General features: G+C 36.7%; 24 protein-coding genes and 1 riboswitch. Of the genes, 7 read left to right on the forward strand and 17 right to left on the reverse strand.

Annotation, left to right across the window (positions count from 1 at the left end; genetic code table 11):
• Positions 1-104 precede the first annotated feature (104 nt).
• Together MHH69_RS16155 and MHH69_RS16160 are read right to left on the reverse strand one after the other, a co-directional pair.
• Positions 105-557: a hypothetical protein gene (locus tag MHH69_RS16155; protein ID WP_341362757.1), complete on the reverse strand. Its 453-nt coding sequence runs from the start codon at positions 555-557 to the stop codon at positions 105-107.
• A gap of 834 nt (positions 558-1,391) precedes the next feature.
• Positions 1,392-1,598: a hypothetical protein gene (locus MHH69_RS16160; protein WP_341362758.1), complete on the reverse strand. Its 207-nt coding sequence runs from the start codon at positions 1,596-1,598 to the stop codon at positions 1,392-1,394.
• 244 nt (positions 1,599-1,842) lie between these two features.
• Here MHH69_RS16160 and MHH69_RS16165 point away from each other — a divergent pair, with 244 nt between their 5' ends.
• The 3 genes from MHH69_RS16165 to MHH69_RS16175 all read left to right on the forward strand — a co-directional run bounded on the left by MHH69_RS16165 (position 1,843) and on the right by MHH69_RS16175 (position 2,926).
• Entirely contained in the window at positions 1,843-2,058 is a 216-nt protein-coding gene (locus tag MHH69_RS16165; protein ID WP_341362759.1) for a helix-turn-helix domain-containing protein, read from the forward strand.
• 205 nt (positions 2,059-2,263) lie between these two features.
• On the forward strand, positions 2,264-2,473 hold the full coding sequence (locus MHH69_RS16170; protein WP_191709014.1) for a hypothetical protein: 210 nt from the start codon (positions 2,264-2,266) through the stop codon (positions 2,471-2,473).
• 93 nt (positions 2,474-2,566) lie between these two features.
• Positions 2,567-2,926 carry a glycosyltransferase gene (locus tag MHH69_RS16175; RefSeq protein ID WP_341362760.1) on the forward strand — a complete coding sequence of 120 codons (360 nt, stop codon included), beginning with the start codon at positions 2,567-2,569 and terminating at the stop codon, positions 2,924-2,926.
• A gap of 54 nt (positions 2,927-2,980) precedes the next feature.
• Here the strand turns inward: MHH69_RS16175 and MHH69_RS16180 are convergent, their stop codons facing one another.
• The 10 genes from MHH69_RS16180 to MHH69_RS16225 all read right to left on the reverse strand — a co-directional run bounded on the left by MHH69_RS16180 (position 2,981) and on the right by MHH69_RS16225 (position 14,597).
• Entirely contained in the window at positions 2,981-3,427 is a 447-nt protein-coding gene (locus MHH69_RS16180; RefSeq protein WP_341362761.1) for a DUF3102 domain-containing protein, read from the reverse strand.
• Positions 3,428-3,432: 5 nt separating this feature from the next.
• Positions 3,433-4,203 (reverse strand): helix-turn-helix domain-containing protein, encoded by a 771-nt coding sequence (locus MHH69_RS16185; protein ID WP_341362762.1) that lies wholly within the window; start codon positions 4,201-4,203, stop codon positions 3,433-3,435.
• 167 nt (positions 4,204-4,370) lie between these two features.
• A complete protein-coding gene (locus MHH69_RS16190) occupies positions 4,371-5,300 on the reverse strand; it encodes a tyrosine-type recombinase/integrase (protein ID WP_341362763.1) in 930 nt (309 codons plus the stop codon).
• A 166-nt stretch (positions 5,301-5,466) separates the two neighbouring features.
• Positions 5,467-7,017, reverse strand: a complete 1,551-nt coding sequence (gene guaA, locus MHH69_RS16195; RefSeq protein WP_277749717.1) for a glutamine-hydrolyzing GMP synthase — start codon at positions 7,015-7,017, stop codon at positions 5,467-5,469.
• 121 nt (positions 7,018-7,138) lie between these two features.
• Positions 7,139-7,240, reverse strand: a riboswitch (purine riboswitch).
• 31 nt (positions 7,241-7,271) lie between these two features.
• Positions 7,272-9,482 carry a transglutaminase domain-containing protein gene (locus MHH69_RS16200; protein ID WP_341362764.1) on the reverse strand — a complete coding sequence of 737 codons (2,211 nt, stop codon included), beginning with the start codon at positions 9,480-9,482 and terminating at the stop codon, positions 7,272-7,274.
• Positions 9,479-10,672 carry a DUF58 domain-containing protein gene (locus MHH69_RS16205; RefSeq protein ID WP_341362765.1) on the reverse strand — a complete coding sequence of 398 codons (1,194 nt, stop codon included), beginning with the start codon at positions 10,670-10,672 and terminating at the stop codon, positions 9,479-9,481. The genes MHH69_RS16200 and MHH69_RS16205 overlap by 4 nt, the downstream gene beginning before the upstream one ends.
• Positions 10,669-11,613, reverse strand: coding sequence for an AAA family ATPase (locus tag MHH69_RS16210; protein ID WP_122972249.1), 945 nt, complete (start codon positions 11,611-11,613; stop codon positions 10,669-10,671). The genes MHH69_RS16205 and MHH69_RS16210 overlap by 4 nt, the downstream gene beginning before the upstream one ends.
• Positions 11,614-11,811: 198 nt before the next feature.
• Positions 11,812-12,153, reverse strand: a complete 342-nt coding sequence (locus tag MHH69_RS16215) for a hypothetical protein (protein ID WP_122972248.1) — start codon at positions 12,151-12,153, stop codon at positions 11,812-11,814.
• A gap of 132 nt (positions 12,154-12,285) precedes the next feature.
• Positions 12,286-13,113: an ammonia-dependent NAD(+) synthetase gene (gene nadE, locus MHH69_RS16220; RefSeq protein ID WP_122972247.1), complete on the reverse strand. Its 828-nt coding sequence runs from the start codon at positions 13,111-13,113 to the stop codon at positions 12,286-12,288.
• Positions 13,114-13,127: 14 nt separating this feature from the next.
• Positions 13,128-14,597, reverse strand: coding sequence for a nicotinate phosphoribosyltransferase (locus tag MHH69_RS16225; RefSeq protein WP_122972246.1), 1,470 nt, complete (start codon positions 14,595-14,597; stop codon positions 13,128-13,130).
• A gap of 545 nt (positions 14,598-15,142) precedes the next feature.
• Here MHH69_RS16225 and MHH69_RS16230 point away from each other — a divergent pair.
• From MHH69_RS16230 to MHH69_RS16245, 4 genes are all read left to right on the forward strand, one after another.
• Positions 15,143-15,877: an ABC transporter ATP-binding protein gene (locus tag MHH69_RS16230; protein WP_341362766.1), complete on the forward strand. Its 735-nt coding sequence runs from the start codon at positions 15,143-15,145 to the stop codon at positions 15,875-15,877.
• On the forward strand, positions 15,874-16,635 hold the full coding sequence (locus MHH69_RS16235) for an ABC transporter permease (protein WP_341362767.1): 762 nt from the start codon (positions 15,874-15,876) through the stop codon (positions 16,633-16,635). The genes MHH69_RS16230 and MHH69_RS16235 overlap by 4 nt, the downstream gene beginning before the upstream one ends.
• 90 nt (positions 16,636-16,725) lie before the next feature.
• Entirely contained in the window at positions 16,726-17,703 is a 978-nt protein-coding gene (locus MHH69_RS16240; protein ID WP_122972243.1) for a proline dehydrogenase family protein, read from the forward strand.
• A gap of 162 nt (positions 17,704-17,865) precedes the next feature.
• Positions 17,866-18,297: a hypothetical protein gene (locus MHH69_RS16245; RefSeq protein WP_122972242.1), complete on the forward strand. Its 432-nt coding sequence runs from the start codon at positions 17,866-17,868 to the stop codon at positions 18,295-18,297.
• 164 nt (positions 18,298-18,461) lie between these two features.
• Here the strand turns inward: MHH69_RS16245 and MHH69_RS16250 are convergent, their stop codons facing one another.
• The 5 genes from MHH69_RS16250 to MHH69_RS16270 all read right to left on the reverse strand — a co-directional run bounded on the left by MHH69_RS16250 (position 18,462) and on the right by MHH69_RS16270 (position 26,841).
• Complete coding sequence (locus MHH69_RS16250) at positions 18,462-19,070, reverse strand: response regulator transcription factor (RefSeq protein ID WP_122972241.1); 609 nt, start codon at positions 19,068-19,070, stop codon at positions 18,462-18,464.
• A 1-nt stretch (position 19,071) separates the two neighbouring features.
• Entirely contained in the window at positions 19,072-20,199 is a 1,128-nt protein-coding gene (locus MHH69_RS16255) for a sensor histidine kinase (protein WP_174232681.1), read from the reverse strand.
• A 163-nt stretch (positions 20,200-20,362) separates the two neighbouring features.
• A complete protein-coding gene (locus MHH69_RS16260) occupies positions 20,363-21,394 on the reverse strand; it encodes a fatty acid desaturase (protein ID WP_341362768.1) in 1,032 nt (343 codons plus the stop codon).
• Positions 21,395-21,572: 178 nt separating this feature from the next.
• Positions 21,573-25,004, reverse strand: a complete 3,432-nt coding sequence (gene metH / locus MHH69_RS16265; RefSeq protein WP_341362769.1) for a methionine synthase — start codon at positions 25,002-25,004, stop codon at positions 21,573-21,575.
• Entirely contained in the window at positions 24,997-26,841 is a 1,845-nt protein-coding gene (locus tag MHH69_RS16270; RefSeq protein ID WP_341362770.1) for a bifunctional homocysteine S-methyltransferase/methylenetetrahydrofolate reductase, read from the reverse strand. The genes metH and MHH69_RS16270 overlap by 8 nt, the downstream gene beginning before the upstream one ends.
• Between the last annotated feature and the right edge of the window lie 73 nt (positions 26,842-26,914).

Consider the following 26,914-nt stretch of genomic DNA (forward strand, 5'->3'; position numbering starts at 1 on the left):
TTTTAAGTCTTTATAAGATAAGTCTTTATAAGATAAGTCTTTATATATACCAAAAAACAGACTAGTATCAGTAGACTTTCTCGACTAAGGTTAGTCGATTTTATCTACTTGACCGGAGTTAAGCTATCAAACTCTGCTTTTTTCTGTTCCATAACATTTTTCAGAGCTTGCTTTTTCTCATAATTCGGCACAGCGTCTTTAAATCTTGTAATAAATTCCACTTCATCCTCAATTAACTTGTTGAATGTATACGCATGATGGTTATTTCTTCCCCGTTTAAAAATAGTAATCATTTCAAGTTTTCGTAATGTCCTAATAGAATCAGAGATAACATCACGACTTAAATTTAATTGAAGTTGCATATCATCAAAAGATGGATAACTATAACCTTTTTCGCGGTTGTAATTTTTCAATAGATACGTATAAACCAATAATGTATTACCCCTAAATTCCGGATGTAATGTATAAACAGTTAACGCTGCGTGTTCCACTCCCACCCATTTACCATCACACTCGTATGGCATCGTTTTAACTTCTACTTTTTTAATTTCCGTCATAATATTCTCTCCTTTTTTGTTTTTATTGGTTGCATATACCACGCCCGATTTCTCGATGGAATTACTTTATTCACCAGACTTATATACACAAATTTTTAATTTCGCGCAGTTAGTCTGTAAAATAATCTCCTTACTATATATAGCGAACTTGGACCTCGTGTTTTGTAACAATAATCTAAAAAAATTTCCTCCTACTTTTAATACCCGAAAAAAAATTCAGTTTTGGACAACTTTTGGAAAATAAATTTAAAAATGTCTAATAAATAAAAAAAGACAAAGCGCTTTTCAACGCCTTGCCTTCTGCAGCAAACTCCACCAATAGTTCGCCGTATGTTTAATCTTTACATTAATTTGAAATTATCGTAAAATATAGGAAAGGCTACGCTGCAACATAGTCCTTTCCGTACGTCATGTACGCCAATACACAACGAATATAACTCGATGCTTCACGCTTGATTGCGCACTCAAACGCTACGCATGAACAGCATTTGCAAGCATACTGTCCACCAACGTCCGCCAAAACGTTGGCTTTTTTATTTCGTCCGAGATCATGTCGCGTTGATCTCCCCTCGTAAATTCTTCTAATCTTTTAAACTCCGTTCAATCTCACTACGATTAATAAATAGACCGCTGTTACTATCTGAACGCTTGCAATCGTTCTTGATGAAGTTGAATACGTAGAATCCGTCTAGGCATTCCCGCTATTTCTTGACCTTCTGTCGCAAGTAATGCGTACCTCACCGCACGTAAACGTTATGATTACCGTTTGATTTAACGTTGCATATAACGTCTCTAATGTTCTTACGTAAAAATACCGTAAAAACCTTCGGATAATTACGTTATAAATAGCATTAGTAGAGCTACCGCAATACCGAACGCTATTGAACCGTAGAAGAACGGCCTCACTCCTTCCTCATCTTCGTCGAAGAAATAGTCATCTACCGCTTTAACTCCTTTTGTTGCTTGTTGTGTGAGTAATCGGATATACCCTTTTGTTAATTCCCGTGCTACGTCACGTTTTTTAATCGTTACTACTTTCATTCTTGGTCCTCCTCGTTAAAAAATTCGTACCTGGAGCCGTCTACGACGATTGTTCCTCCGTTATCATCGATTTCTAGCGTTACGCGTTCGCTTAAAATGATTATCACGCTCTCACCACCTTTTATTAAGTTTGTTGTTCTTAATATTATAATATCGGGTATACGATATAACGTCAACACTTATTTACTTAAAAGTTATAAAACGATACAATAATGCATAGAATAACGAAAAAGGCGGTTTAATTATGAAAAAAGTAAAAATAAAGTTATTAGATATTCTTAAAGAACGTGGAATGACACAAGCACAATTAGCTGATAAAGCAGAAGTAAGACCTAATGCAATAAGTAACCTATGCCGAGGATATGTTGATCGGTTATCGATCGAACACATTGAAAAAATATGTCATGCATTAAACATAGAAAGTATCAGTGAGTTAATTGAATTAGTTGATGAAAAATAAAAAGCGCAGCCCATTTAAGGACTGCGTTTTAAAATTGTATAAAAATTTCTTTTTAATTTAGTAATAATTTTACTTCAGTTAATCATAAGCTATATAGCGTTACATCGCTAATTAGCTTTTCCTAGTCCAGTCGGGCAAATACCCGGCTATTTTTACGCATATAAGTGTATTATCGCTCATATCGTTTTATAGGAGGTAGCAGCATATGGAAAATAAAAAGAACCGTTTTTCAAAATCAATCGCATTTAATAAAACTAATGAAACAGATAAGAAAATTTTAGAATACGTAAAGCGCCGTAATTTTAGCGGTTATGTTAAAAAGCTAATCCTCGCCGATATGAAAGAGAAAGAATTACGAAAACAAAGCAGGAACGACATAGTTAAGGACGACAGCAATGCCGGCTCCAACAGCTAAACCAACAACAACGTGCATAATTTTCACCTCGCGAAAAAGTGTATTAACGTTAGTTTACCCTGGCCACATGAAAATATACTTGGAGGTACGATAATGGAAAGCGTTTGGGAGTTGAAAGAGGATTACAGTCCGTTAATAATTCGTAAGCCGAGCGAGCCGAAAACAGTTAGTGAATTTAAAGAGTCCCGTAAAAAGATAAATTTAAAGGTACCAGCACTTACAGCACTCTTTTTAACGCCAACAACTGCATTTGCTAGCGGTACTTTCGAAAATGTCTATTGGACGGTAATGGGGATGTTCGATCACGCTGTCGTTCTAGTTATTATATTTGCTGGTGCTGCCTGGATGCTCGGTCATCGTTCTAAAGCGATTGAACATCTAATCGGAGCAGCTTGCGGATATTTGCTCGCATTACACGCTATAGATATACGGGATTTCTTAAAAACTTTGTAATGTTAGTTCTAAAATAACCTTGCTCCATCATAAGTTAATAGCACATATGTGTTGCTATATAGCTTTTCTAACAAATTTGGCGCTTTGCTGCTTCGGTGGTAAGGCGCTTTTCCCATGTCCGAATGAGCGCACAGTCATTTCGTCGACCGTCTTTGTAGCGCCAGTGGACGGTACTGTATGCGGTTGTTCTACGAATTGCTGGCGGTCGACTTCGCTAGGAAGCGAGAGCATTTCGAATATTTTGCTCGCCGTCAAATTCGCCGACGTCTGCGGATTTCCGAATTGTTCATACGCTTGGATAAATTTGTGTACGTGGTCGCGTTTAAATCCGATTGATTCCGCCCAATTACCGAACTCGCCATGCGCTAAATCGCTCTCTTTAACGTGTTTTAGCCGCTTACCTATTTCGAATATCGCTTCGCCAGCTACTCGTTGATATGCGTTGATTTCTGCTGTTATTACGTTGATATCGTTTGATAGCGTCGACACTTCGTTTGTCACGTCTACTACTCTCCCACAAGTTTTAAGAATAGCGATACTTGCATTGACGATTTAATCTTGTACGTAGTTGTCTTAACGGCGCTATAAAGAAGCGCTGGTAAGTTATTCACTTTACCGCGTTTGTATGCGTTGATTACGCTTAAAATTGCGAGATAATATTCGCTTTCATGGTCGTCTAGCATTATATCGCGATCAATAGACGCCTTGGCCTTGAATACTACGCCTGCATAGTTATACAGTTCATCTACGCTGAAAAACGGCGCTAATGCGTTCTGCAATACTTTAGGCAACTTCGTTACTAGTCCTTTTTTAATTAACGATTCGTTAGATTCTCTTTTCTCGCGTATTTCTGTATCATCTGTATTTAATATTTTTATAGTTTTTGGCGGAGTTTCTATGGAGTGACAATCCGGTGTGACAGCTTGCTCAACCGACTCAATCGGCAATATAACAATAGCATTAGCAGACTGGCGACGATCGCCGTTATGACGTTTTAATTCGTATTGCTTAATAATACCTAGCGTCTCTAATTTATTGCAGGAACGGATAACAGTGCGCCTTGAAACGCCTAATTCATCCGCGATATTTGACTTACTGCGAAAAGACACGCCGAAATAAACGCAGCTATAACGAGATAATGCGTCCAGTACAGATAAATCCGTTTTATTCAATTGATCCGCATATTGCTTGCGAGCAAGCTTAATAGTTCCGTTCATTTCCTCAACGGACTTGAACGATTGTAACTTTCTATACGTTTTCTCTGTATTTAATAACATAACAGTCGCTCTCCTTTTGTGAACGACTACGCAAAAATAGCAATACTAAATACGCCTCACGACTTGAATTTTTTTCGCAAGGTTGTTATATTTGTATTAGGTGTTGTATGCGCAGTCATACAAATTAAGTCGGTAGTGTTCGTGCACTATCGGCTTTTTTCTTATCATCAAACAGACAAATTCCTCAAAGGCGAGTAAGTACGCCCTATTTTTAAAATATCGCTCTGTTCCATACCTCTCAAATACTTGGAAGTCATACTAGCGTCGTAATGACCGAGCAATCGACTTAAACTATACATATCGATACCGTTTCTAAGCTGCGCCTGTGCGAAGTAATGTCTACAATCATGCGGACACCCTCGAACTTCCTTACGTACATTAGCGCTCTTAACCCGATCCTTTAGGATTCGATTGATGCGCGACCTGTGTAGTTGCATCCCACTTTGATCGAGAAAGTAATAATCCTCTATCTCCTCAAAATGCGGTTTATCGAATTTCTTCGCTTTTGCTCGCTCAAACTTCCGCATCAATTTCCGCATAATCGGACTAATATAAACGAGCCTTTCTTTTGAACCTTTTCCGCGAATTAAAATACTGTTGTGCCGTATATCATCGTTTTTAATTCCGCATAATTCACTTACTCGGATTCCAGTATCGAATAAAAACGCCACCATACATTTATCTCGAATATTTTGGTAAGTCCGTTCGGGAATGAGTGTAATAATCCGTCTGACTTCTTCATCCGTAAACGTCGTAATAATTCGCTTATCCTCTCTCAAATCCTTAATTTTTCGAGCCGGATTCTCAAATTCATCGAGATAGCCTTCCTCGACTAAGTATTTAAAAAATAAGCGTATAGTCGCGATGTTACCATTTATTGTGATGTTCTTTTCTAGTCCGAGTTCTTGGCAATGTCCTATATAACCTCGAATATGAGCCGCCTTTACATCGTCAATAAGTTCGATTCCATAAACTTCACGGATATATTTATACCAACGATTGAGTTTATAACGGCAAAGATCGATATACTTTACCGCTTTACCCTCGACTTGCTGCGTTAAATGAAAGTCATTTAATAACTCGCTAATTTTACGCAAATAAAAAAACTCCCTTCTTACTGGCGTTTTAAACGCGTAGTAAAAAGAGAGTTATAAATTTTCGATAATAGTCGCATGTCTCGTCGTATTGTTTTACGGCAAATGACGTCTAAACCGTTGATATGACGGCATTTTCACGCTAATAGCACCGTTAATATTACGAAGCCTATTCCCACTCAATCGTTGCTGGTGGCTTAGATGTAATATCATACAGCACGCGGTTTACGTGTTTTACTTCATTAACGATGCGGACTGAGATTTTTTCTAGTACGTCCCATGGGATACGTGCCCAGTCAGATGTCATTCCGTCGATGGAAGTTACCGCACGGATACCTACTGCGTAATCATAAGTACGTGCATCGCCCATAACTCCTACCGAACGAATGTCTGGTAGAACAGCGAAGTATTGCCAAATATCTCGGTCAAGACCTGCTTTTTTAATTTCCTCACGAAGAATATAGTCCGCTTCACGAACAATTTCCAACTTCTCTTCCGTTACTTCTCCAAGTACACGGATTCCGAGACCTGGACCAGGGAATGGTTGACGCCATACGATTTCCTCAGGTAAACCTAGCTCTAAACCTAAAGCACGTACTTCGTCTTTAAATAATGTATTTAATGGTTCGATTAATTCGAATTTCATATCTTCAGGGAGACCACCAACATTATGGTGAGATTTAATTGTTTGAGCAGTCGTTGTACCTGACTCAATAATATCTGTATAAAGGGTACCTTGAGCTAAGAAATCCATATCCTTTAACTTCGAAGACTCTTCATCAAATACGTAAATGAATTCATTACCGATAATCTTACGTTTTTGCTCCGGATCAGATACACCTTTTAATTTGTTCATGAATCGTTCACGGGCATCGATTTTGATAACTTTCATATCGAAATCTTCCGTGAAAGTTTTCATTACTTGCTCTACTTCACCTTTACGGTTTAAATTATGGTCAACAAACATACATGTTAATTGATCACCGATTGCTTTATGAATTAAAACAGCTACTACAGAAGAGTCCACTCCACCTGATAATGCACAAAGAACTTGCTTGTCCCCTACTTTTTCACGAATTTTTTTCATTTCTAATTCGATAAAGTTGGCCATAGACCAGTCGCCCTTCGCATGACAAATATCGAAAACGAATTGGCGTAAAATATCGTTACCATATACAGAATGACGTACTTCTGGATGGAATTGTACTGCATAGAATCCGCGCTCAACATTTTGCATCGCTGAAATTGGACATGATGCACTTGTTGCAATAACTTCAAAACCTGCAGGTACTTCTGTAACTAAATCACCATGGCTCATCCAAACAACTTGTTCTTTTGGAAGGTCACCAAATAATTTATTATCAGCCGTTATTTTAATTTCCGCTTTCCCATATTCACGGTGGTCAGCACCTTCTACTTTTCCACCTAAAGCGTAAGACATTAATTGCATTCCGTAGCAAATACCTAAAATCGGTAATCCTAAATCGAAAATAGCTTCATCAACTTTAAAAGCTTTTTCATCATAAACGGAATTTGGTCCGCCAGAGAAAATAATACCTGTTGCGTTCATTTCTTTAATTTCTTCGGCAGTAATTGTATGGGGATGTAATTCTGAGAAAACACCGAACTCACGAATTCGGCGAGTGATTAATTGGTTAAATTGGCTTCCAAAATCAAGTACAACAATTTTTTCCTGTTCTTTTAACAACGGAGTAGTCACGCTTCTTTACACCTCTTCTAAATATTTGTAGGCTCCTCGTTTCCTTTGTAAAAAAAACGCGTTCAAAAAGAATCCTTTCTGACGCGTTCATTGTTTGATACAAAAGGCGGGTATATATAGACATAGTTATACCCGCCCTCATAGATAAGTTATTTAAGGTAACTTAGTAGAAACATCCGAACCATATTATCGGACCTATATGAAGGCAGCCTATCATTATTTTTTCTAAATTCTACCCTTTGTATCATTGAAAATCAACTAGTAGTGCGATTGATTAAATATTCCCAACTTTCTCTCATTTTATCGAAGTCAATGTTCGTAGAATTTTTCGCATAAATAAATTGTTCGTAAGCTTTCGTTATGTTCGTCATATGATATGTCTCATAATACATATCCACATCTTTTGCATACGCTTCTAACGTTTGACCTTCTTTTCTTTTGAATCCTTTCATTTCTAAAAGTTTTAACAAATTTAAATAAAATGATTCAAAGGTCGACTCATCAATCTTTTTCTGCCGTTGCAATTTCACATATACTTTCGGCCACCATTTACCTCGCCATTTATACAAAAGTACTGCCCCAACAATAAGAAGTACAATTAAGGCGATTACAAATAATTTTATTTGTTCAAACATCTCTTTAACGTTTGTAAACCACGTATTTCCTTGAGATGCGGATTGTTGTTGTTCTTCCCTTTCTTCTTCAATTACCTCAGTTGGCTCAGTTTCTTCTTCCGCTACTAATTCGTCTTGTTGTTCGACATCCGTTTCGATATCAAAGTCGATGGAACGTGTACTGTTAAATCCGATAGTCGGTTCAAAATTTACCCACCCTACATTTGGAATGTAAGCTTCTACCCATGAATGGGCATGATTATTCGTAATTTCGTAAGTACTCATTGAACCATTATTATCCACTACATCTCCCCCAGCAAATCCTTTTACCCACCTTGCCGGAATTCCAACCGATCGTAGTAGCACAACCATCGCCGTTGAAAAATTATCACAATACCCCACTCTTGTCTCAAACAAAAATTGATCAACGTAATCTTGCTCTTCCGATGGGACTGCTACATCTTCCGTGTCATATCGAAAGCCACTTTGTCTAAAATACAACTCAATGGCCCTCGCTTGATCATAAGGGGTTTCCCTTCCTTCGACTATTTCTGCAGCCAACTCTCTCACTCTATCAGGAAGAGTTTCAGGTAATTGCAAATATCGTTCTGTAATGGAAGCATCGATTTGTTCTGTAGGATTTTGTAGTTCGCTATATAAATATACCGGTTTACTATATTGAACGGTAAATTCATTTAATTGGACTACACCCCGATTTACTAACACTTGCATTTTTTCTGTATTTCTTTCCATCATTAATTCAACTGTCTGATTATCAAAATTAGGCACATCAATATCGACCGATCTCATCCCATACGGCTGGATAATGAAATTATATGGATATAACACTTGAACGGTTGCCATATTTGTATTTTCTTCAGGCCCTACAGGAAGAGAATGTCGGATTGTCTCATCAGGTGCAAAATTCAATAATTCTCCATCAAAATAATTAGACTGTTCCCATCCTTTAGATGTGTAAATATCCTTTGTTTCGACTCGCCAATATTGCTTCGTCTCTGACTCCACCAAAAACACGACTGTATCATCGGCAACAAAGGATCCACCTAACCGACTATCATTTTCACCATACCCAACCTTCGAGATACCATTACCCTCACCCTCGATTCCTTCACCTTGTCCGGTAGCAGATTGAATAAAAGGAACCGGATCTGGCCATTGAGGAGGTGACTTCGGCAATAGAACTGCGATGATACTAATAACACCTATCAACACGACTACAGGTGCCATTAGTTTTGTATATTTGATTAAATTTATTTTACTATTGGATTGGATTACTAGTCGTTTCAAGAATAATAGGGACGTAATTAACAATCCAAGTAACATCACTTTTACAATTGCAAAGGAACCATCATATTGGGTGAACGTATCCAACGTCGCAATGAAAAATACCGTCAATATTAGAAAATAAAAAATCGACATCCGCACCGTAATCCAATGATGGATTAAATAAACTAACATCCAAATTAAAATGAAAAATAAAAATGTTCGAAACGGATTCGTAATACCTAGCCAATCTCCTTGTAAAAGGGCTGCAAAATTAACTTGTAGATCATCGATGATAAAATACATACCTTCTGTAGAAAAAAAGAATACACCACCGTAAATAAAGGTAATGAACCAAGTTATATAAGCAATTTTCACAACCCACGATATAATAAAATGAATTCGAAATAAACTAAGCAGAAGAGAAATAGCTACAAATAATAGGATTAACCCGATAAAACCCGTTTTCGTTAACTCCATAATCGGGATAAGCCATTCTCTTAAAATAAAAAATATAACAATATAATAAAGAGCTAATTCTACTAATTTAAAAGAGTTCTTTTTCACGGCTTCATCACCTCCGTGAATACATTTTCAAATCGATCTTTTGAAATATATATAATTTTGGCATTCGTCAATTTCATACGTGATTCCGTAAACCGACCACTTTCATCCGTTACAACAAAGCAAATTATATTGCAGGCAAATTTTGAACTATTCATAACAAAGCTTTTTAACTGCTCTGTAAACTCTCCGGTAATTAGCATTAAAGTAGCCGAATTTAGTAACCCTATCTCATTGGCTAGAACCGCTTCGATGGATTGTTTTGGGTTCGACTCAACTTCCGCTAGATGCTGCATGACATCTTCCAGCTGATTTTGCGATTTTAAGTTCGGGAAATACCGACGTCTTTTACCTGTTGATAAAAAGGAAATTTCACCATGATGAAGGACAACACTTTGTAAAATCGAGGCAGCTAAATCGACCGCGTATTCAAAGTTCCTAACAGATGATTGGTCAATCGTAAGAAATAGGTCTTGCGTTTGACGATCCTCAAATTCCTTCGTTCGTAACGTTTCATTTTTAGCAAAGGATTTCCAATGTATCCAAGAATACTTATCCCCCGATTGATAATCACGAATCCCCGTCACAAGGGAAGTATCCTTTACCATTGAGAAAGGCGAAACGACACCACCATGTTCAAATTGCATTTGTAGTGGTTTATATTTCACTTCGACTACCCGAGGCAAAACGATAATCGTTGTGCTTTCTTCAATTACCTTACGTCGAATAGACCATCCAAAAAAATCAGCAATCGTAAGATGGAGACCTTTAAAATGAATTTTCCCCCGCTCCAACTCATTCAGTTCATATGTCCACTCAAACTTTCGTTTCCAACCGACAAAATAGATGCGACTAAAATTCTCATGCAACGTCACCTTTTGGCTATCGATTCCTAATTCTTTCACCGTCAAAAAGACTAAAGGAAACCACGTTTTATTTCGAAAGCTGACTGTGACCACGGCAGAATCTCCTCGACGTAATTTGGAAGGTTTTATTTCACGACGTACCTCTTCAATACGGATAGGAATAAAGGTTAAAAGAATCGAATAAAGAATAAATGGTGTAATCGAATAAAAGACAAACCAACTGACAAATCCACCTTGAAACATCGCGTAACTAAATGATGCAACAGCCAGTAATAGGATAATAATAAAACGACCACCGCCATTTAAAAACCTTTTCAGTCTTTTCATCGTTCTGCATACCTTTGAATAGGAATAACAGATTTTTCAACGATTCGATGAATAATTCCCTCAGTCGTCACACCTTCATATCTCGCTTCAGGTTTTAAAATAATACGATGACCAAATACATAAGGTGCTAAATATTGAACATCATCCGGTTTCACATAGTCCCGACCTTGTATTTTCGCATAGGCTTGCGACGCTTTCATTAGGGCAACAGAAGCTCGAGGACTAACTCCTAAATAAATTTCACTAACATTTCTTGTCGCTCTTGCTAATTGCACAATATAGCTTTTTACCGAATCTTCCACAAAAACATTCCTTACTTCTTCTTGTAATGCAAGAAGTTCTTCTAATGTAATAACCGGATTAAGATGGGCAATCGGTTCTGAGTTGACTGTACGTCGGAGCACTTCCACTTCTTCTTGAGCTGTAGGGTAACCCATTTGAATTTTCATTAGAAATCTGTCTAGTTGGGCTTCCGGCAAAGGATATGTCCCTTCATATTCAATAGGATTTTGAGTAGCCATAACAAAAAATGGTCTTTTTATTTGCAACGTCTCTCCGTCAATTGTAACGGAAGCTTCTTCCATACTTTCAAGGAGCGCAGATTGTGTTTTAGGGGATGTTCGGTTAATTTCATCTGCCAAAATAATATTTCCCATAATAGGTCCTGGACGGAATTCAAATTGAAGAGATTTCGGATTGTATATGGAAACTCCAATTACATCAGAAGGTAATAAATCAGGAGTAAATTGAATACGTTTAAAATCCGCACTTACAGATTTGGCTAGCGCTTTAACCATCATCGTTTTCCCTACACCCGGTACATCTTCTAGTAATACGTGCCCTCCTGAGAGTAGTGCAACGATACTTAATTCAGCTACTTCACGTTTACCAATCATTACTTTTTCTATATTTTCAATGATCGCTTCTACTTGCCCATGCATACGCTAAGCCTCCTATTTCAATAGTCAGAATTTACACATAATATATTTAAGCATAAACGATAAGTTATAAGGAATACAACTTAACAGTATTGAATATACCTATTTTTTTACAAAAATATACAAAAGATTCATTTCCCCCTATCTTTTACTTAAAATAAAAAAAGGTTTCCCAAAATGATATTTGAGAAACCCGCTATTTTAAATCGAAGTTCGGTATGTTTGAATACGAGATACTTTATTATAAGAGGAATTAATCGTGGCTGAACGTTTTAACAGACTATTCTGTACAGAGGCAATAGAATCCGTATCAAAATACATCCCTTTTACTAATAGTTTTGTTGAAGTTTTCTTCAACACCCTCTTTTGAACATCTTTTGCTTGATCCTTCTGTTTTTTCCTTCTTTGAGGTTCACGCTGATGGTCATAAGGATGGTAGCCACCATCTTCCATTAAACGATAAAACTGTTCACCAGATTGCAAATACTGTCTTGAATTTCGAAAAATAGCACTCGGAGTCGGTTGAACCCTAGAAGTTCTCATTATCCCACACCTCACATACTCTTTCGAACTTGAAAGAGTTTTTAATTTACATCGAAAAACAACTAGCAAAAACGCAAGAATGCTTAATTTAAACATTCTCGCGTATCTTTTCTCCAATTAATAAACTATAAGTTACTTCCAGAAATCATCAAAAATCGTAATCGGTAAATGACGTTTATGTTGAGATCGGATGTAGTGACCTTCAATAATCTTTTTAGATTCCTCTGGTACTCCTTTTCCTTCTAAGTAATCATCAATCACTTCATAGGTTACACCTAAAGCCGTCTCATCCGGTAAAGCCGGTCTATCTTCTTCTAAGTCCGCTGTAGGCGTTTTTAAATATAAATGTTCCGGGCAACCTAAATAGGCTAAAATTTGTTTTCCTTGACGTTTGTTCAAACGGAAAATCGGCGTTAAGTCGACCCCACCGTCACCGTATTTCGTATAAAAACCTGTTACCGCTTCAGCGGCGTGATCAGTACCTACTACAACTGCGTTATTCATAGCTGCAATAGAATATTGTACTTTCATTCGTTCACGGGCCTTTTCATTTCCTTTAGCAAAATCACTCAAAACAACTCCAGCTTCTTCTAATGAGCTGACACTGGCATCGACAGCTTTTTTAATATTTATCGTGAATACTTTAGTCGGTTGAATAAACTCAATAGCATCTTGACAATCATCTTCATCCGCTTGAACACCATACGGAAGACGTACAGCGAATGTGGAATATTTTTGCTCTCCCGCTTCTTCATTCAACTCATCTACCGCTATTTGAATAAGCTTTCCTGTCAACGTCGAATCTTGCCCACCACTTACTGCAATGACAAAGCCCTTCAAAAAAGAATGTTTTTTTGCATATTCCTTTAGAAAGTCAACTGATTTTCGCACCTCGTCATGGGGATTAATCTCTGGTAACACTTTTAATTCTTCAATAATCCGTTTTTGCAACTCTCCCACAAATACCACTCCTTTTAGCGAATTTCACTATCATGAATCATGTTACGAACTTCTTGAATGTTTCTCATCTTGTTGTCCCAACACTTTTGACTTAAATCAACTGGATATTCTTCCGGATTTAACGATCGTTTATATTCATCCCATATTAACTCTAAATTTTCGAAGGCATATTGCTGCATTTCTTTTACTGAAGGACTTTCGTAAACAAATTCCCCTTCATCAATTACTTTGACATGGAGATCCTTCGCTTCAAAATTTGTTACAAACTTCGAAATAAATGTATGCACCGGATGGAACATTTTAATTCGTTCTTCTTCATGGGGATTTTCATCCGCCATCGTAATATAATCGCCTTCCGCTTTCCCATTTACACGATTAATAATACGGTATACCTTTTTTAAACCAGGGGTAGATACTTTTTCCGCATTAGCCGTAATTTTAATCGTATCTTCCATAACCCCTTCTTCATTTTCAATGGAGACTAATTTATAAACAGCACCTAAGGCAGGTTGGTCATAGGCAGTTATTAATTTCGTACCAATACCCCATGAATCCACTTTAGCCCCTTGAGCTTTTAAATTCAAAATCGTATATTCGTCTAAATCGTTTGAGACAATAATTTTTGCATCAGTAAAACCAGCTTCATCCAACATTCGTCTAGCCTCTTTTGATAAGAAGGCTATGTCTCCGCTATCGAGTCGAATACCGATAAAATTAATTTTATCTCCCAATTCTTTAGCAACTCGAATCGCATTCGGAACTCCTGATTTTAAAGTGTTATACGTATCTACTAAAAACACGCAATCTTTATGTCGTTTCGCATAAGAATGAAATGCATCATACTCACTTTTATACGCTTGTACCATGGCATGGGCATGGGTGCCTGAAATAGGGATATTAAATAGTTTCCCTGCACGGACATTGGAAGTAGAATCAAACCCACCTATAATAGCAGCCCTTGCCCCCCAAATCGCCGCATCCATTTCTTGCGCTCTACGTGAACCAAATTCCGCCGCGGATTCATCTTTTATGATTTGTTTAATGCGACTCGCCTTTGTCGCAATTAACGTTTGATAATTGACAATATTTAATAGTGCAGTTTCGATTAATTGGGCTTCCACAAGGGGCGCCTCAATTCGGATAATCGGCTCATTGGCAAAAACTAATTCGCCTTCTTTCATCGAATAAACAGAACCAGTAAAACGAATATTTTTTAAGTACTCGATAAAATCCTCTTTATATCCTAATTCCTCAGATAAATATGCGATGTCAGATTCCGAAAAACGGAAATTTCTTAAATACTCTAAGATTCGTTCCAATCCTGCAAATACAGCATAACCATTTCCGAAAGGTAGTTTTCTAAAATACAATTCAAAAACCGACTTACGATTATGAATGCCATCTGCCCAATAGCTTTCCGCCATATTTATTTGGTAAAGATCCGTGTGTAAAGTTAAGCTGTCATCAGCATAATTCGATTTCATATGATGCCCCTTCTTCCAGTTTCATAATTAGTCATAGTATACACTATTTAACAAAAAACGAGTTATTGATTCATCCGATTTTTTACCAAAAATTTATTACTTAATGTTATTTTTTCTGACACATAAAACTTATACCATTAAATAAAATCATCAGTGTTAAAGAAAATCAATAAGCTATGTTAACGTCACCAATACTATTTTAATAGATATACAGCCACAATACGTGTTTCTATGTTATATTTTCTTACACGGAATACTAAAAATATATTGATTTTTTCATTCTAACCAATTATCATGTTATATATAGTAACACAATGAATTGAAAATTCCTTTTATAAGATCAGAAAAAATATCAAATTCATTTTCTTTTCTCCATTTTCGTAGATTGCTAGCCTTGTTCCCCTTAACAAGCTAGTTATCAATATATTTGAGCTAACTCGTGCCCCCAAATCTTACGAGTTAGCTTTTTTTGTATTCGGATGACTATTTGTTAACTTAACATTTACCGGTATAATAAGTTTAGATTTGACTGTTAGGAGAAAAAAATGAATTCATTAAACGAAATTGCCATCTCATTTCAAAATGTTTTTTACGAGATTGATGATTTATCCATTTTAAACAACATTACTGGCGAATTTTATAAAGGAAAAATTACCACCCTAGTTGGACCATCTGGTGCTGGAAAATCTACACTTCTAAAAATGTGCAACGGACTTATCTCTCCTACAACTGGAGATATTTTTATTGGAGATCAACCTATTCATTCCTATGAACCGACACACCTTCGAAAAAGTGTAGGTATTGCCCTACAAAGCGCCCCTATTATAAGAGGTACTGTTTTTCACAATCTTTCATTACCTTTTACATTGCAAAATAAAAAATTGCCTGAAAAAGATGCTATTTCATTTTTAGAAGATGTCGGATTAGACCATACTTTTTTACATCGACAAGCCGAAGATTTATCCGGTGGTCAAAAACAAAAAATTTCCATTGCCCGGTCATTATTAAATCGTCCGAAAATCCTTTTATTAGATGAGATTACATCCGCTCTCGATCCAACGTCTGTTAACGAAATTGAACAATTAATTCTGAAAATTAATCAAAAATATGGTGTTACTATGATTTGGATTACCCATAATATTGAACAGGCAAAACGAATAGGACACTATACTTGGATTATGATGGAAGGTCAATTGTTAGAAACGGGAGAAAGTACGATTTTAAGTACGTCAACAAATGAACGGATTCAACAATTCGTAAACGGGGTACAAGATTTATGACCTATACGACGTTATCATTAACATTAATATTCGTACTCATTCCGCTACTCCTATCCAAAACTTTAAAGTTAGATCTTGAAAAGGATACAATTATCGCAACAGTTCGTTCGATTGTTCAATTACTTGCAGTTGGTTACGTTTTAAAATTTGTTTTTGATTCAGAACATATTATTTATATTTTATTAATGATTACACTGATGATTGGAACTGCGACGTTAAATGCTAGAAAAAAAGGAAAAGCTATTAAGGGCATTACATGGAAGATCGCCTTAACTCTTATCGTTATCGAGGCTGTAACTCAAGGGATATTGTTAGGATTTCACATCGTTCCCGCTACGGCCCAATATATTATTCCAATAAGTGGGATGTTAATTGGGAACTCGATGGTTTTATCCATACTATTTTTAAATCGATTTACTGCGGAAATTGAAGCTAGTCGTGATGAGGTGGAACTTATTTTATCTCTAGGAGGTACACCTAAACAAGCCATTCACAATCAATTGACCAACGCCATTAGAGCAAGTATGATTCCGACAATCGAAAGTCAAAAAACCATCGGACTTGTGCAATTACCTGGTATGATGAGCGGACAAATTATTGGGGGAGCGGATCCTGTACAAGCAGTTCAATTTCAACTTTTAATTATTTTCGCTTTATTAACGACAGCCGCGATATCCAGTATTTTAATCGGCTTTTTAAGTTACCCTACTCTATTTAATGAGCGAATGCAGATTATTAAAAACTCAATATCAAAATAATAATTCACAATTTTTTCATTATTCCCAATTCAATAATATTAATTTTATGTATGTTATAATTATTCAAAAATTAGAAATGAGGTTACAATTATGCCAATTTTACGTGACTTTTTCATTAATTTATCTGAAAATCAATTTTTAAATAACGCTGCTCAAAAATACGGATTAAAATTAGGAGCACAAAGTGTTGTAGCAGGTACAAACATTCCTGAAGTAATCAAAAGCATGAAGGAATTAAATGCACAAGGAATCTCTTGTACTGTCGACAACCTTGGTGAATTCGTATATGAAAGATCTGAAGCAACTAAAGCAAAAGAGCAAATTTTAGCAGTTATCGAAGCAATTCATGAAAATGGCGTAGATGCTCATATTTCCTTAAAACCATCTCAACTTGGTTTAGATATCGATTACGATTTTTGTTACGATAACTTAATGGAGATCGTTGGAAAAGCTGCTGAGTATAATATGCACGTAAACTTTGATATGGAAAACTATGCACGACTTCAACCTTCATTTGATTTGTTAGATAAAATATCTGAAACTTACGATAATGTTGGTACTGTAATCCAAGCCTATTTCTTTAATGCACAAGAAAACATTGAAAAATATAAAAACTACCGCTTACGAATTGTAAAAGGTGCTTATAAAGAACCAGCAGATGTCGCTTACCAAGAAAAACACGATATCGATTTAAACTTTATCGAGTTAATTGAATATCATTTACTAAATGGTAAATTCACATCGATTGCAACACATGACCATAATGTCATTAACCATGTAAAACAATTTGTAAAAGATCACAACATTTCGAAGGATAAATTTGAATTCCAAATGCTTTACGGCTTCCGAAAAGAAATGCAATTAGAGCTTGTAAAAGAAGGATATAATTTCTGTACTTATGTACCTTTCGGAAGCGACTGGTATGGATATTTCATGCGCCGTTTAGCTGAACGTCCGCAAAACTTAAATCTTGTAACAAAACAAGTATTTACGAAAAAAACAAATACAGTGTTAGGCGTCGCTGCAGCTGCATTTGTATTAGGCCGTTTAACGAAAAAATCAAAATAACTTCAAAAAAGACAAACCTAATGACGGGTTTGTCTTTCTTTTTTCTTCCACCTCCTAATATATACCTCATAATCTAATAAAATACAAAATATTCAAATAATAAAGAAACGAAATTACATTTGAATCGTATAATTAAATAATCATTTACAGGGAGGTATTAAAATGTTAAAGAAGTTTAGTTTTCTTACCCTTTCTTTACTAATCTTCATTTTTATAATTGGATGTTCAGAAGAACAGGAGACAAACAAAGGAGAGTTTACGGCAGATAAAAGTGATTTTGAAGATAATTTATTTACTAATCGGCAAAACCAAACGATCGGATCATTAATAGAAAACGAAATCATTATTTTAGGAAGTTACAGTAAACAGGCGAGAGAAAAAACAAGTTTAGATGATATTATTTCAAAAACTTCTAAAAGTACTGGAGAGGACGTTGAATTAACCTTTAAAAATGCTGAAATAAAGACAAAAGGGGACAAATATAATATTACAGCCGATAACGGGCTATCGTTAGTCTTTAAAAAAGTTGGAGATAGAATTATTGAAGATGAAGAAGGTCAGGAGTATTATACAGCCCAATATCCAAAGAATTAAGTTAACTAAAGAGGCAACTACCTTTAGAATATAACGGAGCTAAGCGGACCCTCCAATTTTCTTTATATTTAGCTTCAGGCGCCGTTTTCTCCCTTCAACTTTCTTCCCCCACTTACGATATATGGTTAAATGTCACTGGAAGAAAACTAGCGCCCTTCGCTCTTTTATTTATTCCATCCCTTTTCTTTAAATCTGGAAATGGCTTCAATTCGGTTACCTACCCCGAGCTTATCTAATATTGTGGAGATATAATTTCGAACTGTACCAGCTGAAAGGTACAACTCAGCTGCTATTTCCTTCGTTGTCTTTCCCTTTGCCACAAGTTCTAATACTTGGCTTTCTCTTTCTGTTAAAGGATTTTCACTTTCATCTTCGTAAACAAAATCTACTAGTTCAGGTGCATAAATACGCCGTCCATCCATAATCACTCGAATCGAATGAACTAATTCTTCGATAGGGCTATCCTTTAATAAGTACCCTCGCACACCCGCTTTTCTTGCCCGTTCGAAATACCCCGGTCTAGCAAATGTCGTTAAAATAATAATTTTGCATGTTGTATTTTCCCGTAATTCTTCCGCTGCATCTAAACCTGTTTTGACTGGCATTTCAATATCCATAATACAAATATCCGGTTTTAACTCATGCACTAATTCAATCGCTTCTTCTCCATTTTTAGCCAAGCCGACTACTTCCATATCATCTTCTAAATTCAGTAACGAATTCATCGCTCCAAGTAACATCCCTTGATCTTCAGCTATCACAATGCGAATCAAGTTAATCACTTCCTTTCTGATGGGTAATAGTTAATGGCACACTAATTAAAACTTCCGTACCCTTACGATTTTCAAAAGTAACCGTACCATTAATAAATTCAAGTCGTTCTTGCATACCTCTTAACCCATTTCCAATTAAGTTTAACTTCTCGTTAAACCCTTTCCCATTATCAAAAATCGTTAATAACACTTCATTATGATTTTGTTCTATCGTTATTGTACATTTTTTTGCATTACTATGTTTCACTACATTCGTAACTGCTTCTTTTAAACACATACTTAAAACACTCTCTACTAAAACAGGAAGTTGTAACTCTTTACTATCTCCATTAATTTCATAGTCAATTTCAGCTGCTTTTAAAATTTCTTTTACTCTAATTAACTCTTCATGAAGCTTCGTTGCCCGCATATCTGACACAAGTTCCCGAACTTCCTTTAACGCTATACTTGCTGTATGACGAATATCTTTAATTTCTTGAATTGCTTGTTCTGGATTTTTTGTCACAAGTCGACTAGCTAAATCACTTTTCAAACCAATCATCGAAAGTTTTTGCCCTAATGTATCATGAAGGTCACGGGCGATACGTTGACGCTCTTCGTGAATAATCAATTCCGCAATACGCTCGTTAGCTGTTTCGAGCTGTCCTTGTAACTTTTCTCGCTTATTCCGACTATATAAAGTGAAGGGCAATAGAACGACGCCTACAACTGTAATAATGATGAAAGGTGTTTGAGATAAAAATAAATCTAAATCGATAAAGTATCCTAACACAATTGATAAAATCGTAAAGCCAATATGTAAGCCATACATAATGTAAAAACCAACCGGATTACGAATGTTTCCGATGAAAAAAGCAGTAAATAATGATAAGTACACATAGCCAAACATCAATGTCATCGCAATATTTAATACCATTTCAAAACTGACCCACATATATACTAAGCCGTTTTTCGCATTAAAGGAAAATCGATGGGATAAGAAATAAAGTAAAATTAATACAACACCAATGTTAATTTGAACAAAGGAAAAGGACTTAATAATGAAATAAAAGGGCAAAATACAAAAAATAATCCATACATAAATACTGATCCATGGATTTTTCGGTAAAATTGTATACCAGCTGTGCATGACATTCCTCACACTTCTTATAGTTTCGAATCTTTACTATCGGTTTTATTATCATTATAACAAAATCACGGTGTTGCTCTAAAAGACCAACACCGTAAATTTTTACACCCTAATTTATTTTACACATAAATGATAACCCCAATGCATCTCCAACCGTTTTCCCCTATGCTTGAACCGATTTATTTTTCACTCTTGCTGTTTCATCTACTTCTTTAAATGAAACAAACTTTTTATTTTTTGGATCATATAATTTATAACGAATAGATTCAAAACTTCTTTTCAGCGTAATCGTTGTCGCCTGTTGAAGTGGCGGAATGGATTCATGGGCTGCCTCTAAATGATAATTCGGTACCCGTGGTGCCAAATGATGGACATGATGGAACCCAATATTTCCAGTCACCCATTGTAAAACTTTTGGTAATTTATAATAGGAACTACCATCCACTGCTGCTTTGACATAATCCCATTCGGAATTGTATTCAAAATACGAATCTTCGTACGTATGTTGAATGTAAAATAACCAAATGCCGAGGGATCCAGCAATAAATAAAGTAAGGCCATGCACTAATAAAAACGTTTGCCAACCAAACACGAGTATAAGCGTTGCACAAAGAATTAATAATATGGCATTCGCAAAGTGTGTGTTCATACGTTCTTTTTTCTTCGCGTCTTTTCGATTAACACGATTTAACACTAACACCATATATAAAGGACCTAACCCGAACATAACGAGAGGATTACGATATAATCGGTATGCAAAACGACCAAGCTTAGACTTCTCTAAATACTCATCCACTGTTAACATATCGATATCACCAATTCCGCGCTTATCTAAATTAGAGCTCGTCGCATGGTGAATCGTATGTTCCCTTTTCCATTTTTCATAAGGAAAAGATGTTAGTATCCCCGTTATATTTCCAACTAAATCATTCGCTTTTTTACTTTTAAAAAATGAACCATGTGTACAATCGTGGAAAATGATAAACGTTCGAACAACAAAACCAGCGGCAACAATACTACAAGCTACAGTGAACCAAGGCGAAAATTGTAATAAGTAATAACCTGCACCCCAAATAACCAGTAGGGGAACAATTGTGTTGATTATCTGAAAAATACTCGTTTTTGTTTCAGACTTCGCAAAAGGCGCTACTTCTTTACGTAATTGCTTTGTTTTTTCAGCATCCGTCTTAGCCAATGAAATACCCTCTTCCTCTTTTAATATCTACAACCATTTTAAAAAAAGAGGGCGAATCTTAATAGAAGCAAACATCATAAATAACACATTACAAATGTCATATGACAACATACTAAAGAGGAAAAAGCTATCCTAAAATATTGATTTTAAGATAGCTTTATCCATATTAGCCATATGTTTATACATTGAAATATCGAGCATCTGGGTGGGCAAACACAATTGCAGAAACACTCGCTTCCGGCTCCATCATGTAACCTTCCGTTAATTGAACACCGATTTGTTCCGGCTTCAATAGTTTAAACAACTTTTCTTGATCTTCTAGATTTGGACATGCAGGATAACCAAAGGAGAAACGTTGCCCTTGATATTTTGCTGCAAAACGTTCTCGCATTGTAAAATCAGTTGCATCAGGGAAGCCCCAAACGTCACGTATTTCCTGATGAATCCTTTCCGCAAAACCTTCTGCCAACTCTAATGCCGTTGCAAGGAGAGCATGACTTTCTAAAAATTTACCATCTTTCTTTAATTCGTCTGCCACATTTTTCACGCCATGACCTGCCGTTACAACCATTAATGCGACATAATCCATCTCGCCGCTTTCTACCGTTTTCAAAAAGTCGGCTAAGCATAGAAATGGCGCTTCTTTCTGACGCGGAAAATGGAATCGTTCAATTTCAGTATTACGATCTTCCGGGCTATAAATGACCACATCATCTCCATCTGCCTGGGCAGGGAAAAATTGATACATACCTGATGGTGTTAATAAATCAGAACGTAAATAATCATTTACTAATTCATGGAGTTCGGTCGCCCTTTCATCCTTTTCAGCTAAAAGTTTTTCCACATTTCCCTTTAGCCCTAAATGATGCCCTATTAAAGTACGCATATTCACATATGGGTGTAAATGGGCTACTGAATAGTTTCGTTTAATATGTTGCACTAAATCCTTCGGTATATAAACTGGAGCATCCCGAACTGTTCGAACAGGCTTTTCCATCACGGTTACTTGGGGACGAGCTGCTCGTTTTTCATCAGCAAGAAGTCGTTTTTCACGAGATTGTTGAAGTTCTTGAATAAACGATTCCCGCTCATGCACATCCATTAAACGGTTCGCATGATCCAATCCTTGCATAGCATCCTTCGAATAAATGACTGGTCCATCATATTGGGCGGCAATTTTCGTTTCCGTAAAACGTTTCGATAATGCAGCCCCACCAACTAAAATTGGTACATTAATACCCGCTTCTTTAAAGTCTTGTGCTGTTAACACCATTTGTTGAGCAGATTTTACAAGCAACCCAGAAAGCCCTACAAAATCAGGATTTTCCCTTCTAATTGCTTCAATTAATTCCGCCGGTGTCACTTTAATTCCGAGGTCCACGACTTTATAGCCGTTATTGCTTAAAATGATGTCCACTAAATTTTTTCCAATATCGTGTACATCCCCTTTAACCGTTGCTAAAACGACTTTCCCTTTTCCTGAGCTATCTTCATTTTTCTCCATATACTGTTCTAGGTGGGCTACAGCTGCTTTCATTACACCTGCGCTTTGTAATACTTCCGCAACGATTAGTTGGTTATCATTAAATAGACGACCTACCTCTGCCATCCCTGTCATTAATGGTCCGTTAATAATATCTAACGGGGTATTAAAAATTTTCCTCGCTTCTTCTAAATCGGGAATTAATCCTTCCTTAGTTCCCTCAATGATGTAATAAGCAAGTCGTTCCTCCACCGTGTCCGGAATATTTGCCTCAGACTTTTCCTTTTTCTTATCTCGATAAAAGTCTGTAAATACCGCCAATGTTTCATCGTTTGTATGGAAAATTAAATCGTTAGCTAATTTAATTTCCTCTTCTGGTATCGATGCGTAACGTTCTAATTTTTCCGTGTTTACAATGGCGTAGTCTAAACCGGCTTGTGTACAATGATATAAAAACACTGCATTTAATACTTCTCTTCCTACTGGAGGTAACCCAAAGGATACGTTACTTACCCCTAATACCGTTAATGTATTAGGATAGTTTTCTTTTATTAAGCGGATTCCTTCTATTGTTTCCTCAGCAGCACCAATATATTGTTCATCACCTGTACCGACTGGGAATACTAACGGGTCAAAAATAATATCTTCAGGAGCAAGCCCCCATTTTTCAGTTAATAATTGATAGGAACGAGCGGCCACTTCTAATTTACGATGGCGATCGACTGCCATCCCCTTTTCATCAATCGTTCCGACAACAACGGATGCACCATATTTTTTCACAATTGGCATGACGGCGTCGAAACGTTCTTCCCCGTCTTCCAAGTTAATCGAGTTAATAATGGCTTTCCCTTGGGAATATTTCAAAGCTTCTTCTATTACGTGTTCATCTGTGGAGTCGATCACTAAAGGGACCTTTACCTTTTTTACAACCTCTTCCATAAAATTACGCATATCTTCTAATTCATCTCGGTCTGGATTCGCTAAACAAACATCAATTACATGAGCACCATTTTTCACCTGTGCACGGGCAATTTCAGCAGCTTCCTCAAATTTCCCTTCAATAATTAATCGTTTAAATTTACGAGAACCGATGACATTCGTTCTCTCCCCGATAAACAGCGGGCGCATAGAATCGTCATATTGGAGTGGTTCAATACCTGATACAACATGACCATGCGTTTTTTTAGGTAATGGACGTGGCTCATATCCTTCAACCGCTGTGCGAATCGCTTGAATATGGTCAGGAGTAGTACCACAACAACCACCAACTAAATTAAGCCATCCCTTTTCTGCAAAGCCTCGAAGTTTTATCGATAACGATTCAGGTGTCTCATGATAATGACCTTCCTCATCAGGCAACCCAGCATTAGGGTAGCAACTAATATAACTTGTTGATAAATCTGCTAATGAACGAATATGATCTGTCATAAACTCCGGACCTGTCGCACAGTTTAAACCGATTGAAAGAGGTTTAATATGTTCAATGGAAATATAAAAGGCTTCAATTGTTTGACCAGCTAATGTTGTACCCATTGGCTCAATCGTAGCTGATATCATAATCGGGAGTTCTTTCTCCGTTTCTCGAAATGCCTGATTGATTCCTAAAGAAGCAGCTTTTACATTTAACATATCTTGACTTGTTTCAAGTAAAAGTAAATGGCACCCAGCTTCAATTAATGCTTTCGCTTGCACATAAAAGTTTTCCGAAAGCTCATCAAAAGTAATGCCGCCTGTTACCGAAAGGGTTTTCGTAGTCGGCCCAATCGCACCCGCAACAAAACGTGGCCATTCGGGAGTAGAATATGCTTCAACTGCTTCTAGCGCTAATTCAACTGCTCGTTTATTAATTTCTTCTGCCTTTTCACCAAGTCCGTATTCGTTTAAAACAAGCGGCGTTCCCCCAAATGTATTTGTACAAATAATATCTGCACCTGCTTTTAAATAACCTAGGTGAATATTTTTTACGACGTCAGGCCTTGTTAGAACTAAATTTTCATTACAACCTTCTAAAACTTCTCCACCAAAGTCTTCAGCTGATAAGTTTTCTCGTTGTAACATCGTTCCCATTGCACCATCGATAATTAATATTCGTTTTTGCAATTGTTCCTCAATCAGATGGTTAAGCATTTACTTTTACTCCTTTGTTTTGCTCATCAAGTTGTTTGATATATTGCATTAATTGAATTGTTAAATCGTAGCGTAAAAATGGCGTGATTAAATAAATTCCATTAAAACGACTAACCGCTGTATCAAGTAATTCCCTAGCAATTGCTACCCCTTCTTTAGCTTCTAGAACTTTATCACCTTCACAAGCTTCCATTCTTTCTAACACTTCATCTGATAATTTAATTCCTGGCACTTCATGGTGTAAAAATTCTGCGCTTCTAAAACTTGTTAATGGCATAATTCCAATATAAATAGGAGTATCCAAATGTTTCGTTGCTTCGTAAATTTCCTCAATTTTTTCCTTTGAATAGACAGGTTGAGAAATAAAATAATCTGCTCCGTGTTCAATTTTTTTCTCAAGCCTACTAACTGCTCTATCCAATACCCGGACATTTGGGTTAAAGGCGGCTGCGACGGAAAAATTCGCTTTTTTACGCAACACTTTACCAGAGAAGGAGATACCTTCATTTAATTGTTTTATTAGAGAGATTAACTCCATGGATGAAACATCATAGACGCTAGTAGCACCAGGGAAATCCCCAACCTTTGTTGGATCCCCTGTCACCGCTAAAACATCGTGTAGGCCAACAGCATTTAGTCCCATTAAGTGGGATTGTAATCCAATTAAGTTACGGTCACGACAAGTAATGTGTGGCATAACTCGGATATTATGTTGCAATTTTAATATAGAGCCCATTGCGATATTACTAACACGAGGAGATGCTAAAGAATTATCGGCCATCATAATGATATCCGCCCCTTCGTTATAGAGCGCCTTGGCCCCTTCCACAAAAGTATTGATTTCCAAATGTCTCGGTGTATCAAGTTCAACAATGATCGACCGTTCACGCTTTACCTTTTCATGTAACGGTTCTGCATTTCTTGGTTCCGCCTCTTGAATGACGATTTCTTGAATCGGCTTTGCTTCTTTTGTAATGATCGGGTTTAAGTTTACTAGCAACTTTTTCGCCGCTTCAATATGTTTTGGTGTCGTACCACAACAACCGCCAATTAAACGGACACCTTGGTTGCGTAGTTGCACTGCTGCTCGAGCAAAATAATCCGCTTCCGATTCGTATATTACTTTCCCTTCTTCGATAGCTAGCAATGAAGCATTGGGATAGGCGGATAAAAGTGCCCTCTCTGGAAGTTCTACACCTTCAAAGGCTTGAATCGTGTGATGAGGGCCTAATCGACAATTCACCCCGACGATATCAGCTCCTATCTTTTCTAATTGTTGTAAGGCTACATTTAATTTCAAACCATTTTGTAAAACGCCAGGATCATGCATTGAAACTTGCGCAATAATTGGCATATTGGTAATGGAACGAAGCATTTTGATTGTTTCCGAAAGTTCCTTGAAGTCATAATATGTCTCTAGTAATAAACCATCAATTTGACCATCAATTAATACAGTCGCTTGTTCACGAATTGCCGTTAAAATTTCTTCAAGGGTTGTATCGCTTTTTCTTACACCGCGAATCCCTCCGATTGAACCGATGACAAATTGTCCGCCATTGGCTGCCTTTTTTGCTAGGGCAATGGCAGCCTCATTGATTTCTACCACTTTCGATTCTAGTCCGTACCGTGCTAGTTTAATGGCATTGGCACCATATGTATTTGTTTGAATAACATCCGCACCTGCTGCAATATATTCACCATGAATTTTTTCAATCACATCCGGTCTAATAATATTCATTTCTTCATGACAATTATCAAGACCATAGGAATATAAAAGTGTCCCCATCGCTCCATCAGCTGTTAACACCTTTGACTTCAATGCATCAAGAAGCCTCATCTTCGCCATCCCCTTCTCATTTTTCTAAAATTTCAGTTTATTTACGTAAAATAAAAAGCCTTCTTTATGAAAA

The organism is Ureibacillus sp. FSL E2-3493, assembly GCF_038077515.1.
Lineage (GTDB): Bacteria > Bacillota > Bacilli > Bacillales_A > Planococcaceae > Ureibacillus > Ureibacillus halotolerans.